13 protein-coding genes are annotated in these 15,762 nt (G+C 71.7%); 10 read left to right on the top strand and 3 right to left on the bottom strand.

All coding sequences use genetic code 11. From position 1 onward, the window contains the following. The first annotated feature begins 95 nt into the window (after positions 1–95). From hutU to hutI, 4 genes are read left to right on the top strand one after another with little or no spacing between them, the layout of a single operon-like run. Positions 96–1,814, top strand: coding sequence for a urocanate hydratase (gene hutU, locus AB0898_RS29365; protein WP_366806062.1), 1,719 nt, complete (start codon positions 96–98; stop codon positions 1,812–1,814). A gap of 47 nt (positions 1,815–1,861) precedes the next feature. Further along, positions 1,862–3,064, top strand: a complete 1,203-nt coding sequence (locus AB0898_RS29360; RefSeq protein WP_366806074.1) for an allantoate amidohydrolase — start codon at positions 1,862–1,864, stop codon at positions 3,062–3,064. Further along, a complete protein-coding gene (locus AB0898_RS29355) occupies positions 3,061–4,398 on the top strand; it encodes a formimidoylglutamate deiminase (RefSeq protein WP_366806061.1) in 1,338 nt (445 codons plus the stop codon). Before AB0898_RS29360 ends, AB0898_RS29355 begins: the two co-directional genes overlap by 4 nt. A gap of 26 nt (positions 4,399–4,424) precedes the next feature. After that, entirely contained in the window at positions 4,425–5,600 is a 1,176-nt protein-coding gene (gene hutI, locus AB0898_RS29350) for an imidazolonepropionase (protein WP_366806060.1), read from the top strand. 161 nt (positions 5,601–5,761) lie between these two features. Here the strand turns inward: hutI and AB0898_RS29345 are convergent, their stop codons facing one another. Continuing rightward, entirely contained in the window at positions 5,762–6,658 is an 897-nt protein-coding gene (locus AB0898_RS29345; RefSeq protein ID WP_366806059.1) for an RNA polymerase sigma factor SigF, read from the bottom strand. Between the two features lie 248 nt (positions 6,659–6,906). Between AB0898_RS29345 and AB0898_RS29340 the strand changes: the two genes are divergently transcribed. Both AB0898_RS29340 and AB0898_RS29335 read left to right on the top strand, forming a co-directional pair. Next, on the top strand, positions 6,907–7,284 hold the full coding sequence (locus tag AB0898_RS29340; protein ID WP_018548091.1) for an STAS domain-containing protein: 378 nt from the start codon (positions 6,907–6,909) through the stop codon (positions 7,282–7,284). Positions 7,285–7,575: 291 nt separating this feature from the next. After that, complete coding sequence (locus AB0898_RS29335) at positions 7,576–8,136, top strand: ATP-binding protein (protein WP_366806058.1); 561 nt, start codon at positions 7,576–7,578, stop codon at positions 8,134–8,136. A gap of 1,153 nt (positions 8,137–9,289) precedes the next feature. Here AB0898_RS29335 and AB0898_RS29330 read toward each other — a convergent pair. Beyond that, positions 9,290–10,792, bottom strand: a complete 1,503-nt coding sequence (locus AB0898_RS29330; RefSeq protein WP_366806057.1) for an oligopeptide:H+ symporter — start codon at positions 10,790–10,792, stop codon at positions 9,290–9,292. Between the two features lie 492 nt (positions 10,793–11,284). Between AB0898_RS29330 and AB0898_RS29325 the strand changes: the two genes are divergently transcribed. Continuing rightward, the gene (locus AB0898_RS29325) at positions 11,285–11,962 is read left to right on the top strand and encodes a response regulator transcription factor (RefSeq protein ID WP_018548088.1); all 678 of its coding nucleotides are present in this window, start codon (positions 11,285–11,287) and stop codon (positions 11,960–11,962) included. Positions 11,963–12,104: 142 nt separating this feature from the next. Further along, positions 12,105–13,379 (top strand): ATP-binding protein, encoded by a 1,275-nt coding sequence (locus tag AB0898_RS29320; RefSeq protein WP_366806056.1) that lies wholly within the window; start codon positions 12,105–12,107, stop codon positions 13,377–13,379. A gap of 32 nt (positions 13,380–13,411) precedes the next feature. Here the strand turns inward: AB0898_RS29320 and AB0898_RS29315 are convergent, their stop codons facing one another. Continuing rightward, positions 13,412–13,903 carry a GtrA family protein gene (locus AB0898_RS29315; protein ID WP_366806054.1) on the bottom strand — a complete coding sequence of 164 codons (492 nt, stop codon included), beginning with the start codon at positions 13,901–13,903 and terminating at the stop codon, positions 13,412–13,414. Positions 13,904–14,099: 196 nt separating this feature from the next. On the opposite strand from AB0898_RS29315, the gene AB0898_RS29310 reads away from it, so the two are divergent. Continuing rightward, entirely contained in the window at positions 14,100–15,239 is a 1,140-nt protein-coding gene (locus tag AB0898_RS29310; RefSeq protein ID WP_366806053.1) for a 5-(carboxyamino)imidazole ribonucleotide synthase, read from the top strand. Continuing rightward, positions 15,236–15,757: a 5-(carboxyamino)imidazole ribonucleotide mutase gene (gene purE / locus AB0898_RS29305; protein WP_366806052.1), complete on the top strand. Its 522-nt coding sequence runs from the start codon at positions 15,236–15,238 to the stop codon at positions 15,755–15,757. The genes AB0898_RS29310 and purE overlap by 4 nt, the downstream gene beginning before the upstream one ends. Positions 15,758–15,762: the final 5 nt, after the last annotated feature.

Genomic DNA, 15,762 nt, shown 5'->3' with positions numbered 1-15,762 from the left:
ACATCCGCGACGCGCGGACGTGGCCGCCCCACGCTATTGACTAGCCCTATTCACGACTGGAGGATGTGAATAGCCGTAGCTACAGGAGGACGAAGATGTCAGGACCTCTCCCGCCCGTCTCCCGCCACCACCCTCAAACGAGGCCCTACGGGCCGCCCCCTGGTGGAGTACGAGCGCCGCGCGGCACGGAACTGAGCGCGCTGGGCTGGCAGCAGGAGGCCGCCCTGCGGATGCTCCAGAACAACCTCGACCCCGAGGTCGCCGAGCACCCCGACAAGCTCGTCGTCTACGGCGGCACCGGCAAGGCCGCCCGCGACTGGCGCTCCTTCGACGCCATGGTCCGCACGCTGCGCACCCTCAAGCAGGACGAGACCATGCTCGTCCAGTCCGGCCGCCCGGTCGGCGTCATGCAGACCCACGAGTGGGCCCCGCGCGTCCTCATCGCCAACTCCAACCTCGTCGGCGACTGGGCCAACTGGGAGGAGTTCCGCCGCCTGGAGGCCCTCGGCCTCACCATGTACGGCCAGATGACCGCGGGATCCTGGATCTACATCGGCACCCAGGGCATCCTCCAGGGCACCTACGAGACCTTCGCCGCCGTCGCCGCGAAGAAGTTCGGCGGCACGCTCGCGGGCACCATCACCCTGACCGCAGGGCTCGGCGGCATGGGGGGCGCCCAGCCGCTCGCCGTCACCATGAACGACGGCGTCGCCATCTGTATCGACGTCGACCCCCGGGCCATCGAGCGCCGCATCGAGCACAAGTACCTCGATGTGAAGGCCGACAGCCTGGAGCACGCCCTCCAGCTCGCCACCGAGGCCCGCGACGCCCGCCGCCCGCTCTCCATCGGCGTCCTCGGCAACGCGGCGGAACTGCTCCCGCGGCTGCTCGCCATGGGCGCCCCGATCGACATCGTCACCGACCAGACCTCCGCGCACGACCCGCTGGCGTACCTCCCCGTCGGCGTCGACTTCGAGGACATGGCCTCCTACGCCGCGAAGGACCCGGCCGGGTTCACCACGCGTGCCCGCGAGTCCATGGCCCGGCACGTCGAGGCGATGGTCGGCTTCATGGACGCCGGCGCCGAGGTCTTCGACTACGGCAACTCCATCCGCGGCGAGGCCCAGCTCGCCGGGTACGACCGCGCCTTCGCCTTCCCCGGCTTCGTCCCCGCCTACATCCGGCCGCTCTTCTGCGAGGGCAAGGGGCCCTTCCGCTGGGCCGCGCTCTCCGGCGACCCGGCCGACATCGCCAAGACCGACAAGGCGATGCTGGAGCTGTTCCCCGAGAACGAGTCCCTCGCCCGCTGGATCAAGATGGCCGGCGAGCGGGTGCACTTCCAGGGGCTGCCCGCGCGGATCTGCTGGCTCGGGTACGGGGAGCGGGACAAGGCGGGCGAGCGGTTCAACGACATGGTCGCGAGCGGGGAGCTCGCCGCTCCGCTGGCCATCGGGCGCGACCACCTCGACTGCGGGTCCGTCGCCTCTCCCTACCGGGAGACCGAGGCGATGCTCGACGGGTCCGACGCGATCGCCGACTGGCCGCTGCTGAACGCCATGGTCAACGTGGCTTCCGGGGCGTCCTGGGTCTCCCTCCACCATGGTGGTGGCGTGGGGATGGGGCGGTCCATCCACGCGGGGCAGGTGACCGTGGCCGACGGTACGGCGCTGGCGGGGGAGAAGATCCGGCGCGTGCTGACCAACGACCCCGGCATGGGTGTCATCCGGCACGTGGACGCGGGGTACGACATCGCGGAGTCCGTTGCCGAGGAGCGGGGTGTGCGGGTGCCTATGCGTGAGGGTGACGGGGCGTGAGGGACGGCACGGCTTCGCCGACCCAGGGCGTTGCTTCCTTCCACAGCATGTGGGCCGAGTTGCTCCCCATCGGGCGCAGCTCCGCCTCCGGCGGCTACCGGCGCTACGCCTGGACCGGTGCCGACACCGACTGCCGGGCCTGGTTCCGGGAGCAGGCCGAGGCGCGCGGCCTCACCTACGAGGTCGACCGGAACGGCAACCAGTGGGCCTGGCTCGGGGACCCCGCCGAAGGGGACGCCGTCGTCACGGGGTCGCATCTCGACTCCGTGCCCGACGGCGGGGCCTTCGACGGGCCGCTCGGAGTCGTGTCCGCCTTTGCGGCGCTGGATGAACTCCGGGCGCGCGGAGCGGAGTTGGACCGGCCCCTCGGGATCGTCAACTTCGGGGACGAGGAGGGGGCGCGGTTCGGGCTGGCCTGTGTGGGGTCGCGGCTCAGCAGCGGGCAGCTCACCGTCGAGCAGGCTCACCGGCTCGCCGACGGGGACGGGGTCACGCTGCCGCGCGCCATGGAGGCCGCCGGGTACGACCCGGAGGGCATCGGGGCCGATCCCGAGCGGCTCGGCCGTATCGGCGCCTTCGTCGAGCTGCACGTCGAACAGGGCCGGGCGCTGGACCTGTCGGACGACCCCGTCGGCATCGCCAGTTCCATCTGGCCGCACGGGCGCTGGCGGTTCGACTTCCGGGGCGAGGCCAATCACGCCGGGACGACCCGGCTCGGGGACCGGCGCGACCCGATGCCGGCCTACGCCGAGACCGTGCTCGCCGCCCGGCGGGCCGCCGAACTCGCCGGTGCCGTCGCGACGTTCGGCAAGATCGCCGTCGAGCCCAACGGGGTCAACGCCATCCCCTCCCTGGTGCGCGGATGGCTCGATTCCCGCGCCGACGGGCAGGAGACCCTCGACACGGTCGTCACCGGGATCGAGCGGGCCGCGCAGGAGCACGCGCGGGCGCACGGGATCGACCTGGAGGTCGTACGGGAGTCCTTCACACCCGTCGTGGAGTTCGACCACGCGCTGCGCGACGAACTCGCCCGCCTCCTCGGCCGGGACGCCGACCTCAAGGTCCCGGTGCTCGGGACCGGCGCCGGGCACGACGCCGGGATCCTCGCGACGAGCGTGCCGACCGCCATGCTGTTCGTGCGCAACCCCACCGGCGTCTCGCACTCCCCGGCCGAGTTCGCCGCCGAGGACGACTGCGTGGCCGGGGTGCGCGCCCTCGCCGACGTACTGGAAGGACTGGCCCGCAGGTGACCAAGGGGACCTATTGGCTGGAGCACGCCTGGCTCGGTGACTACGTCGAGCCCGGCGTCACCGTCGAGGTGGCGGACGGCCGTATCACCGCCGTCCGCACCGGCACGCCCGCTCCGCCGCCCGGCGCCGAGGTCCTGCGCGGACTCACCCTGCCGGGGCTCGCCAACGCCCACAGCCACGCCTTCCACCGCGCCCTGCGCGGCACCGTCCAGGTCGGCAGCGGCACCTTCTGGACCTGGCGCGAGGTGATGTACTCCGTCGCCGACCGGCTCACCCCCGAGACGTACCACGCGCTGGCCCGCGCGGTGTACGCCGAGATGGCCCTCGCCGGCATCACCTGTGTGGGCGAGTTCCACTATCTGCACCACGACCGTGGTGGCGCCCGCTACGCCGACCCCAACGCCATGGGCGAGGCGCTGATCGCGGCCGCCGCCGAGGCAGGCATCCGGATCACCCTGCTCGACACCGCCTATCTCTCCTCCGGCTTCGGCGAGCCGCCCACCGCCCACCAGCTCCGCTTCTCCGACGGCGGCGCGGAAGCCTGGGCCGAACGCTGTTCAGTTCTCAAGGAACGGGATCACGCGCGGATCGGCGCGGCCATCCACTCCGTACGGGCCGTACCCGCCGAGGGGCTGGCCACCGTCGCCCGCTGGGCCGAGGAACGGCGGGCCCCGCTGCACGTGCACCTCTCGGAGCAGACCGCCGAGAACGACGCGTGCCTCGCCGCCCACGGCGTCACCCCGACCCGGCTGCTCGCGGACCACGGCGTGCTCGGCCCGCGCACCACCGGGGTGCACAACACCCACCTCACCGACGAGGACATCGCGCTCCTCGGCGACTTTGGCACCGGCACCTGCATGTGCCCGACCACCGAACGCGACCTCGCGGACGGCATCGGCCCCGCCGTCGCCCTCCAGCGCGCGGGCTCACCGCTCTCCCTCGGCTCCGACAGCCACGCCGTCATCGACCTGCTCGAAGAGGCGCGCGCCATGGAGCTGGACGAGCGGCTGCGCTCCCGCACCCGGGGCCACTGGACCGCCGCCGCGCTGCTGCGCGCCGCCACCGAGGACGGTCACGCCGCGCTCGGCTGGCCGGAGGCGGGCGCCATCGAACCCGGGCGCGCGGCCGACCTCACGACCATCGCGCTCGACTCGGTCAGGACGGCCGGACCGCCACCCCGGCTCGGCGCCGAGACGGCCGTATTCGCGGCGAGCGCGGCGGACGTACGGCACACGGTCGTGGGCGGGCGGCACGTCGTACGCGACGGGGTGCACACGCTCGTACCCGATGTGCCGCGCGCGCTCGCGGACGCGATCGCGGCCCTGAGCGGCTGACCCCCACCGGCATCCACGAGGACACCATGAGCAGCAGCACCGCCATCACCCACATCGCCACGCTGGTCACCAACGACCCCTCCCTCGGTGACGGGACTCCCCTCGGACTCATCCAGGACGCGGCCCTGGTCATCGACGGCGAACGCGTCGTGTGGGCCGGTGAGTCAAGCAAAGCACCCGCCACTGACAATCGCCTCGACGCCGGGGGAAAGGCGGTCCTGCCGGGCTTCGTGGACTCCCACTCGCACCTGGTGTTCGCCGGGGACCGCACGGCGGAGTTCAACGCCCGCATGTCCGGCCGCTCCTACTCGGCGGGCGGCATCCGCACCACCGTCGCCGCCACCCGGGCCGCGAGCGACGCGGAGCTGGAGGCGGGCCTCACGCGGTATCTCGCCGAGGCGCTGCGCCAGGGCACGACCACGATGGAGACCAAGTCGGGTTACGGCCTGACCGTCGAGGACGAGACCCGCGCCCTGCGCCTGGCGGCCCGGCACACCGACGAGGTGACCTACCTCGGCGCGCACATCGTCGCGCCGGAACTCGCCGACGACCCGGCCGCGTACGTCGCCCTGGTGACCGGCGAGATGCTGGACTCCTGCGCCCCGCACGCCCGTTGGATCGACGTGTTCTGCGAGAAGGGCGCCTTCGACGGCGACCAGGCCCGCGCGATCCTCACCGCCGGCCGGGCCAAGGGCCTGCACCCCCGCATCCACGCCAACCAGCTCTCCTACGGCCCCGGCGTCCAGCTGGCCGTCGAGCTGGACGCCGCCAGCGCCGACCACTGCACCCACCTCACCGACGCCGACGTGGACGCGCTGGCCCACAGCGACACGGTCGCCACGCTGCTGCCCGGTGCCGAGTTCTCCACCCGCGCCCAATGGCCGGACGCCAGGAGGTTGTTGGACGCCGGGGCGACGGTCGCGCTCTCCACGGACTGCAACCCCGGCTCGTCCTTCACCTCGTCCGTGCCGTTCTGTGTCGCGCTGGCCGTCCGGGACATGGGCATGACCCCGGACGAGGCGGTCTGGTCCGCCACGGCGGGCGGCGCGGCCGCCCTGCGCCGCACCGACATCGGCCGCCTCACGCCCGGCAGCCGCGCCGACCTGATCCTGCTGGACGCGCCGAGCCATGTGCACCTGGCCTACCGGCCGGGCGTACCGCTGGTCGAGGCCGTGTGGCGCGGGGGCGTACGGGTGGTGTGAGGGGCGCGCACCAGCGGGGTGCCCCCCCGAGCCGGGTGCGCCCCGAGCCGTATGGGCTGCCGGAGCCGTGTGCGCTCCGAGCCGTATGCGCCCCTGAAGACGGTGAGGCGGCCCGGCCCCGTGGGCCGAGCCGCCTCATGAACCGAGGGTGAGGCGCTGCCTCAGTCCTCCGCCGTGAGCCCCCTGCGCAGCCGCACCAGCGTGCGCGACAGCAGCCGGGAGACGTGCATCTGGGAGATGCCGAGTTCGTCGCCGATCTCCGACTGGGTCATGCCCGCCACGAAGCGCAGGGACAGGATCTGCCGGTCGCGGGGCGCGAGTTCGGCGATCAGCGGCTTCAACGACTCGACGTACTCGATGCCTTCGAGCCCGTGGTCCTCGTAGCCGATGCGGTCCGCGAGCGCGCCCTCGGAGTCGTCCTCCTCGGGCTGGGCGTCCAGCGAGGCGGCGGTGTAGGCGTTCGAGGCGGCCATGCCCTCGACGACCTCCTCGTTGGAGATGCCGAGCTTCTCGGCCAGTTCCGCGACGGTGGGGGCGCGGTCCAGGCGCTGGGCCAGCTCGTCCCCGGCCTTGGCCAGGTCCAGGCGCAGCTCCTGCAGCCGGCGCGGTACGCGCACGGACCACGAGGTGTCGCGGAAGAAGCGCTTGATCTCGCCGATGATGGTCGGCATCGCGAAGCTCGGGAACTCCACGCCGCGCGCCATCTCGAAGCGGTCGATCGCCTTTATCAGGCCGATCGTGCCGACCTGGACGATGTCCTCCATCGGCTCGCTGCGGGAGCGGAAGCGGGACGCGGCGAACCTGACGAGCGCCAGATTCAGTTCGACGAGGGTGTTGCGGACGTACGCGTGTTCATGGGTGCCTTCCTCCAGCGACTCCAGGCGCTCGAAGAGGGTCTTGGAAAGGGCCCGCGCGTCCACCGGGCCGACCTCGTCGAAGGGCGGGATCTCCGGGAGGCCCGCCAGGGGGTCGAGAGGATCGATGGCGTGATCCAGTTTGTCCGGTGGGGGTGTCGACGTCGCGATCGGGGTATGCGATGCGTCGAGCCGGGGTGACATGGGTGTCCTCCATCGTTCTCGGCATAAGGCTGCCGAAGCCGAAATACGTGCACTGCGGTGTGCGGCGCCTCCGAAGCCGGCGTGCGGGCGTATGTGTCCCTACTAGCCCTACCCGCTTCACCGAGCCGGTGGCAAGTTCCTTGTACGGCGATATGCCCGTTTTTGCGGGGTTGTTCAGGTGTCGAAGTGCGTGGGGAAGGCGTAGTGTTCGAGGGCATCAGCAGCCACGACCTCGGGAGAGAGACGGCATGGACCACGGGACGGTCGGCAGCGCACAGTCGGGCCGGCTTCTGGTGGAGGTGCGGGAAGAGGGCTCCAGCGCCGTAGTGACACCGGCGGGTGAGCTCGATCACCACACCGCCGATCTACTGCGCGAGCCGCTCGACGACCTCCTGGCGAAGGGCTTCTCGCGGCTCGTCGTGGACTGCTCGCGACTGGAGTTCTGCGACTCCACGGGCCTCAACGTCCTGCTCGGCGCGCGGCTCAAGGCCGACGCCGCGGGCGGTGGGGTCCATCTGGCGGGAATGCTGCCGGTCGTCGCACGCGTGTTCGAGATCACGGGAGCGGAGGCGGTGTTCACCGTCCATGACTCCCTGGACGCCGCCCTGGCCGGCGAGGACGGCTGACGCCGCGCCCCTCGCACGCCCGCGCCGCCCGGCGCACCGGTCACGCGGAACACGTGGGTGTTCCGCCGCATCGGTCGGGCAGGAGAACATTCTGAATCCGGCGACCGCCGTCCGCTCTCTTCCGGGAACCGGTGGACGGCCCGGACGCGACGTAGGGGTGGAGGCGGACGGGCGAGGGCGGCGGAGGCGGCGCGCATGGCCGCCCGGCGGGCGGCGGACGGGACCGCCCGCGATCCGAACGGAGTCGGACTTTTGAATCGTGAACTGGTGAATCGGTGAGGTGAAGCGCTGATGAGCACCACCCGGCCCTTCTCGCCGGGCGACCGCGGCCCGGAGCCGAGCGGCGCTTCCGGGGTGCCCGAGGGGAGCGCGCCGTCCGACGGCGCGTCCACGGGGGGCGCCGTGCTGCCCGCGGCCGCCGAGGACGTGCGGGAGGCCCAGGGGCGGCAGGTCCGCAGACTGAGCCTGGACGGCGAGAGCGGGGTGGTGCCGCTCGCCCGGGACTTCACCCGCCAGGCGCTGTACGCCTGGGGCTGGCTGCCCGCCTCCGGCGCGGAACAGCGTGCCGCCGCCGAGGACGTCCTGCTCGTCGTCTCCGAGCTGGTCACCAACGCGTGCCTGCACGCCGGGGGGCCCGACGAGCTGTACCTCACCTGCGACCGCAAGGTGATCCGCCTCGAGGTCCGCGACCGCGGCACCGGCCAGCCGGCCCCCCGCACCCCGCACCGCGCGGGGCGCCCCGGCGGCCACGGCATGTTCATCGTCCAGCGCCTCTGCCTGGACTGGGGCGTCGTCCGCAGCCCCGACCAGCCCGGCAAAACGGTCTGGGCGGAACTGGGCGCCCCGGCGTGACGCCTGCGGCGCTTTGACGTCGATCTGCGCGTCGGTGTTGTGCGATACGCCCTCCTTGTGCCCGCCCCGGGCCGGGAGGGCGTCGCTCGTTGTCGGGCCTGCCGGCCGAGGGCTCTCCTGCGGAGTGCCGCCCCGCAGATCGGGCCCCGCAGTGGGCTACGGCGCCCCCGTGCCCCGTGCGGAGGGGCGCTGAGTGTGTGCGATACCCCTGCTTGCGGCCGACCCGGCCGGGAGGGCGTCGCTCGTTGTACGGACTCCGCCGGTCGCGGCCCCTCGTGGGCTGCCGCCCGGCCGGTGGCTCGACCGCCCCCGGCCGCACCCGTCCTCTGCGAACAGCGCCGGGTGTCGTCCGGCGGGGAGGGCGCCGCTCGTTGTCGGGCCTGCCGGCCGAGGGCTCTCCTGCGGAGTGCCGCCCTGTAGATCGCGCTCCGTAGTGGGCTACGGCGCCCCCGTGCCCCGTGCGGAGGGGCGCTGAGTGTCGTGCGATACGTCATTCCTTGGCTGAGTCGGTCGGGAGGGTGTCGCTCGTTGTACGGTCCGCCGGTCGGCCCCGGGGGGATGCCGCCCCGTCCGTAGCGGCCCCGGTGGCACCTGTCCCCTGCGGAGAGTGCCGGGTGCCGTGTGGTGCGTCTTCCCTGCGGACGATCCCGTCGGGAGGGTGCCGCTCGTTGGCGGGGCTGCCGGTCGAGGGCTCTCTTGCGGAGTGCCGCCGCTCGGGACACGCGGATCGTCCCGTCCCGAGGCGGACCCCGGTCTTGCACGTCCCTCGGGAGGGCATCTCGCGGTGCGGCCTCCCCGCTGAGGGGAATGGGCGTGGAGGGTGTCGCGTCCTGGCGTGCCGCCGCCGAATCGGGGACCTCGTCGTCCGTGCCCCCAGGGCGCCCCCTTCGATGTTGCCCCGGGCGGCTGCGTAGAGGTGTCCCGCAGGCCCCCGCCCTCCCCAGGGCGCGCGGGGCAGTCTGCCGCACGGCGACAACCCCCGGACCACCCAGTTCCCCCGCCCAGGGCGCGTGGGGGAGTCGGCGTACCACCCAGTGGCGGTCCCGGCCCGGAGCCACGCCGCCGGAGCAGGCCCACGCGGGCCGAGTGCGTCCGGGCATGCGAAAGGGGCCCGCATCCTCAGGATGCGGGCCCCTTTCGGGCGTAGCAGGGGCTAGTTGACCGAGCCCATCATCGCCTTGACCTTCTTGCGGTACATCCAGACCGCGATGCCGGCCACGACCGCGAGGACGGCCTCCAGGCCGACGAAGCCCATGCGGTCGAGGTTGATGCCGCCGACCGCGGGGTTGGACAGCAGGGCGGTGATCGAGTCGCCCGCGGTGACCGCGAGGAACCAGACGCCCATCATCTGCGAGGCGTACTTCTGCGGAGCCATCTTGGTGGTCACGGACAGACCCACCGGGGACAGCGTCAGCTCACCGACGGTCTGCACGAAGTAGATCGCGACCAGCCACAGCGCGGCCGCCTTGTGACCGCCCTGGGCGATGGACAGCGGGGCCAGGAAGAGGAAGAACGAGGCGCCGACGAGCACGAGACCGGAGGCGAACTTCACCATGGTGCTCGGCTCCTTGCCGCGCCGGTTCAGCCACAGCCACAGCCAGGCGAACACGGGGGCCAGGGCCATGATCATGACCGGGTTGACCGACTGGTACCAGGAGACCGGGAACTCCCAGCCGGCGATCGTGTTCTTGGCCGACGCGTCGGCGAAGATCGACAGCGTCGAACCGCCCTGGTCGTAGATCATCCAGAACACGGCCGCGGCGACGAAGAACCAGATGTACGCCGACACCTTGGAGCGCTCGGTGGCGTCCAGGTCCTTGTCCCGGCGGATGCGGGCGATGACCATGACCGGGATGACCAGGCCGATGATCGTCAGCGGGATCAGTGCCCAGTTCAGGGTGAAGTGACCCGTGCCGCCGACGATGCCGTAGAAGACCACGGCGATGGCGAGCCAGATCAGGCCCTTGCGCAGCGTGGACCGCTTCTCCTCGGCGGTGAGCGGCGTCGGGACGACGTTGCTCTGCTCGCTCAGGTGGCGGCTGCCCAGCAGGTACTGGCCCAGACCCAGCGCCATGCCGAGCGCGGCGAGGGCGAAGCCGAAGTGCCAGTTGACGTTCTCACCGACGGTACCGATGGCCAGCGGCGCGATGAAGGCGCCGAGGTTGATACCGATGTAGAAGAGCGTGAAGCCACCGTCACGGCGCGCGTCGTCCGGACCCTTGTACAGGTGGCCGACCATGGTCGAGATGTTGGCCTTCAGCAGACCCGAACCGATCGCGACCAGCACCAGACCCACGAAGAAGCTCGCGGAGACCGGCAGCGCCAGGCACAGGTGGCCGAGCATGATGATCAGACCGGAAACGGCCACCGTCTTGCGGGGACCGAGGAGACGGTCCGCGACCCAGCCGCCGGGAAGGGCGAGCAGGTAGACGAGCGACACGTACACGGAGTAGATCGCGGTCGCCGTGCCCGCGTTCATGTGCAGGCCGCTGGGGGCGACCAGGTACAGCGGGAGCAAAGCCCTCATGCCGTAGTAGGAGAAACGCTCCCACATCTCGGTCATGAAGAGGGTGGCCAGTCCGCGGGGGTGGCCGAAGAAGGTCTTCTCGGCCCCGATGTCCGGGCGGACCGAATCCTTCGTCAGGCTGGACGCCATGGTCGTTCCTTGCTGGTCGGGACGCGCGTTGGAGCGCGGCGCGCCCGGTGGGGGTGCGGCCGGCACCGGCGGGTCGGACGTCCACCCCCACGCCCGGGGGGCCCCGCCTCCCGGGGGAGCGGTGGACGGCGACCACCGGGATCCACGCCCCGGACGCGTCACTGCGTCCGGAGCCCGGCCAGAGGTCATTCCTTTCAAGGCTGATCTTCGTCAGCCCGCACATCAAAGAAGAGACCCTTGGCGACATGTGCCCGCCAAGAGGTCCCCGGTGTGTGCTACAGGCGTTCAGATCACCATACGGCAGGAGACTGCCGGATATGGAAGGACTTGAGACGCGGATCACAGGAATCAGGGGAACCGCGCAAGGGGTTTCCAAGGTTCCTTCCACGATCCCATGCCGAGAGCAATGGTTTGTACCAGCGGGGGACAAAGGTAAGAGCGCGGTGGCGGACCACACCCCGACTCCACGCGCGGGCGGTCTACCATCAGCTCATGACCCGTGTACTGCTCGCCGAGGACGACGCGTCCATCTCGGAGCCGCTGGCCCGCGCCCTGCGCCGGGAAGGTTACGAGGTCGAGGTCCGCGAGGACGGCCCCACCGCGCTCGACGCCGGAATGCAGGGCGGTGTCGACCTGGTCGTGCTGGACCTGGGCCTGCCCGGCATGGACGGCCTGGAGGTCGCCCGCCGACTGCGTGCCGACGGCCACACCGTGCCGATCCTCATCCTGACCGCGCGCGCCGACGAGGTGGACACCGTCGTCGGCCTCGACGCGGGCGCCGACGACTACGTCACCAAGCCCTTCCGGCTCGCCGAGCTGCTCGCCCGCGTCCGGGCCCTGCTGCGGCGCGGCGCCACCGAGCCGCAGCAGCCGCCGGCCACCCACGGGGTGCGGATCGACGTCGAGTCGCACCGCGCGTGGATGGGCGAGGAGGAACTCCAGCTGACGGCCAAGGAGTTCGATCTGCTGCGGGTGCTGGTGCGGGACGCCGGCCGCGTGGTTACGCGTGATCAGCTGATGCGGGAGGTGTGGGACACGACGTGGTGGTCCTCCACCAAGACGCTGGACATGCACATCTCGTGGCTGCGGAAGAAGCTCGGGGATGATGCGGCCAACCCGCGGTACATCGCCACGGTGCGTGGAGTGGGCTTCCGGTTCGAGAAGAGCTGAGTTCCGCCTTCCGGGGAGGGGCTGCCGGTTCGTCGGCGGCTTTCCGCTCGTCGTGGCTCTTCGCGCGGTTCCCCGCGCCCCTTAGGGGGCTGCAGCTGGGCCGGGGGAGACTGGTGGTCCTTAGTTTCTCCGGAGGGACCCCGTGCGTCGTCGTCTCATTCAGTCCACGCTTGCCGTCGTGCTGGTGGTGATCGCGGTCTTCGGGGTGTCCCTGGTGATCGTCGAAACCCGGACGATCAGCAACAGTGCCCAGGAACGCGTTGAGTCCGAGGCGGTCCGGCTGGCCAGCATCGTGGACAGCCGCATCCTCGCCGCCGAGCACGTCGACGCCGACGCGCTGCGCAACCCGGTCAGCAAGGACCAGTACGCCGTCATCCGCGTCCCCGGCCGGGCCCCGATCGAGATCGGCACCCGGCCCGAGGGCGACGTCATCCACTCCACGCAGCGCGGGGAGGAGGGCGAGACGGTCACCGTGCAGGAGCCCCGCTCCGCCGTGACCCGTGAAGTCGGCCGCACCCTGCTGATCATCGGCCTGGTCGCGCTGCTCGCCGTGATCGCCGCCGTGCTGCTCGCCGTACGCCAGGCCAACCGGCTCGCGTCCCCGCTCACCGACCTCGCCGAGACCGCCGAACGCCTCGGCTCCGGCGACCCCCGCCCCCGGCACAAGCGCTACGGCGTCCCCGAGCTGGACCGGGTCGCGGACGTGCTCGACTCCTCCGCCGAGCGCATCGGCCGGATGCTCACCGCCGAACGGCGCCTGGCGGCCGACGCCTCCCACCAGCTGCGTACGCCGCTGACCGCGTTGTCCATGCGGCTTGAGGAGATCACCCTCACCGACGACCCGGAGACGGTGAAGGAGGAGGCCACCATCGCGCTGACGCAGGTGGAGCGGCTGACGGACGTGGTGGAGCGGCTGCTGACCAACTCGCGCGACCCGCGTACCGGCTCCGCCGTCTCCTTCGACCTCGACGAGGTCATCCAGCAGCAGCTCGCCGAGTGGCGCCCCGCCTACCGCAACGTGGGCCGGGCCATCGTCAGCTCCGGCAAGCGGCACCTGAAGGCCGTCGGCACGCCAGGGGCGGTCGCCCAGGTGCTGGCCGCGCTGATCGAGAACTCGCTGATGCACGGCGGCGGCACCGTCGCCCTGCGCACCCGGGTCATCGGCAACCAGGCCGTCATCGAGGTCACCGACGAGGGCACCGGCATCCCCGCCGACCTCGGCGCGCGGATCTTCGAGCGGACCATCAGCGGCCGCAACTCCACCGGCATCGGGCTCGCCGTCGCCCGCGACCTCGCGGAGGCCGACGGGGGACGCCTGGAGCTGCTCCAGACCCAGCCGGCCGTCTTCGGCCTCTTCCTGTCCCGTACGGCCCCGCCGCCCAAGGCGGACGGCGAGGCGCAGCCCATGGTCCGCTGAGAGGCGGGCCTGAGGCCGGCCCGGGGACCGGGCTAGCGCACCCGCTCCTTCTCGTCCGGCCGGGGCCCGCCCGAGCCCTTGACGACCGAATCCCCCCCGGCGGGCAGCGCCCGGAAGACCCAGGTGCGGTACGACCAGAACCGGAACAGCGTCGCGACGCCGATGCCGACGAACTTGAAGACGTTGCTCTGCAGCGGCGTGTGCCAGCCGAACCCGTAGGTCGCGAGGTACAGCACGCCGTTCTCGATCACCAGGCCGATCGCGCTGAACACCAGGAACAGCATCAGCTCCCGGGGGCGGCCGCCCTTGTCGCGGTCCCGGTACGTCCAGTAGCGGAAGCCCACGTAGTTGAAGATGATCGCGACGATGGTCGCGATGACACTGGCGCGCACCACCGGCAGGTCCGAGATGTGCCGGACCAGGTTGAACACGCCCAGATTGACCAGGACACCGGCACCGCCGACGGCACCGAACTTGGCCAGCTCGCGCGCGAGCCGGTTCAGCCCCGAGGAACGGTGTTCCATGGCTGTGCAGCTCCCGTCCGTAGCTTCCATAGGCCCCCGCCATGCTATCCACGAGCCCTTCACGATGCCCGCGCACCGGGCCACAGCCGGGAAACGGGTCGGCAAGAGCCGGGCAAGGGGCGGGTAAGAGAACGAGTGCGGGGGCGCGGGGACGCGCGCGAACCGGGCCGGTCCGGGCGGCCGATACGCTAGGGGGGTGACGTTCCCGGTAGTCGGCATGGTCGGCGGGGGGCAGCTCGCGCGTATGACGCACGAGGCGGGCATCCCGTTGGGCATCAGGTTCAAGCTCCTCAGTGACACCCCTCAGGATTCCGCGGCGCAGGTCGTCAGCGATGTCGTCATCGGCGACTACCGCGACCTCGGCACGCTGCGAGAGTTCGCGCGCGGCTGTGACGTGATCACCTTCGATCACGAACACGTGCCGACCGAGCACCTACGGGCCCTGGAGGCGGACGGCATCCCCGTGCGCCCGGGGCCCGACGCGCTCGTGCACGCCCAGGACAAGGGCGTGATGCGCGCGAAGCTCACCGAGATCGGGGTGCCCTGCCCGCGCCACCGCATCGTGCGCGACCCGGCCGACGTGGCCGCGTTCGCCGCCGAGGGCGAGGGCTTCCCCGTTGTCCTCAAGACCGTGCGCGGCGGCTACGACGGCAAGGGCGTGTGGGTCGTGGACTCCGCCGAGGAGGCCGCCGAGCCCTTCCGCGCGGGCGTGCCGGTCCTCGCCGAGGAGAAGGTCGACTACGTCCGCGAGCTGGCCGCCAACGTCGTGCGCTCCCCGCACGGCCAGGCCGTCGCCTACCCGGTCGTGGAGTCCCGCCAGGTCGCCGGCGTGTGCGACACCGTGATCGCGCCCGCGCCCGGCCTGGACGAGGGCCTCGCGCTGCGGGCCGAGCAGATGGCGCTGAACATCGCCAAGGAACTGGACGTCGTCGGCCACCTCGCCGTCGAGCTGTTCGAGACCCGCGACGGCCGCGTCCTCGTCAACGAGCTGGCCATGCGCCCGCACAACTCCGGCCACTGGTCCATGGACGGCGCGATCACCTCGCAGTTCGCCAACCACGTCCGCGCGGTCCTCGACCTCCCCCTCGGCGACCCGCGCCCGCGCGCGCCCTGGACGGTCATGGTGAACGTCCTGGGCGGTGACTACCCGGACATGTACTCCGCGTACCTGCACTGCATGGCCCGCGACCCCCAGCTGAAGATCCACATGTATGGCAAGGACGTGAAACCCGGCCGCAAGGTGGGTCACGTCAACACTTACGGCGACGACCTGGACGACGTACTGGAACGCGCCCGTCACGCAGCCGGCTACCTGAAGGGCACGATCACCGAATGAGCCCCCTCGTTGGCATCGTCATGGGGTCGGACTCCGACTGGCCCGTCATGGAAGCCGCCGCCCAGGCACTGGACGAGTTCGAGATCCCCTACGAGGTCGATGTCGTCTCCGCGCACCGGATGCCGCGCGAGATGATCACCTACGGCGAGCAGGCGGCCGACCGCGGGCTCAAGGCGATCATCGCGGGCGCCGGCGGCGCCGCCCATCTGCCGGGCATGCTGGCCTCCGTGACCCCGCTGCCGGTGATCGGCGTGCCGGTCCCGCTGAAGTACCTGGACGGCATGGACTCCCTGCTGTCGATCGTCCAGATGCCCGCCGGTGTCCCGGTCGCCACGGTCTCCGTCGCCGGCGCCCGCAACGCCGGGCTCCTCGCGGCCCGGATGCTCGCCGCCCACGACGAGGACCTGCTCCAGCGGATGCGCGACTTCCAGCAGGACCTCAACGACCAGGCCACCGAGAAGGGCAAGCGCCTGCGCTCCAAGGTCGAGGGCTCGAACGGCTTCGGATTCGGAAAGTAGACGCG

The organism is Streptomyces sp. NPDC005435, from assembly GCF_040703155.1.
In the GTDB taxonomy this organism is placed as follows: Bacteria; Actinomycetota; Actinomycetes; order Streptomycetales; family Streptomycetaceae; genus Streptomyces.
Note: the sequence above shows the minus strand (reverse complement) of the source record. Positions and strands in the feature narration are given on the sequence as shown.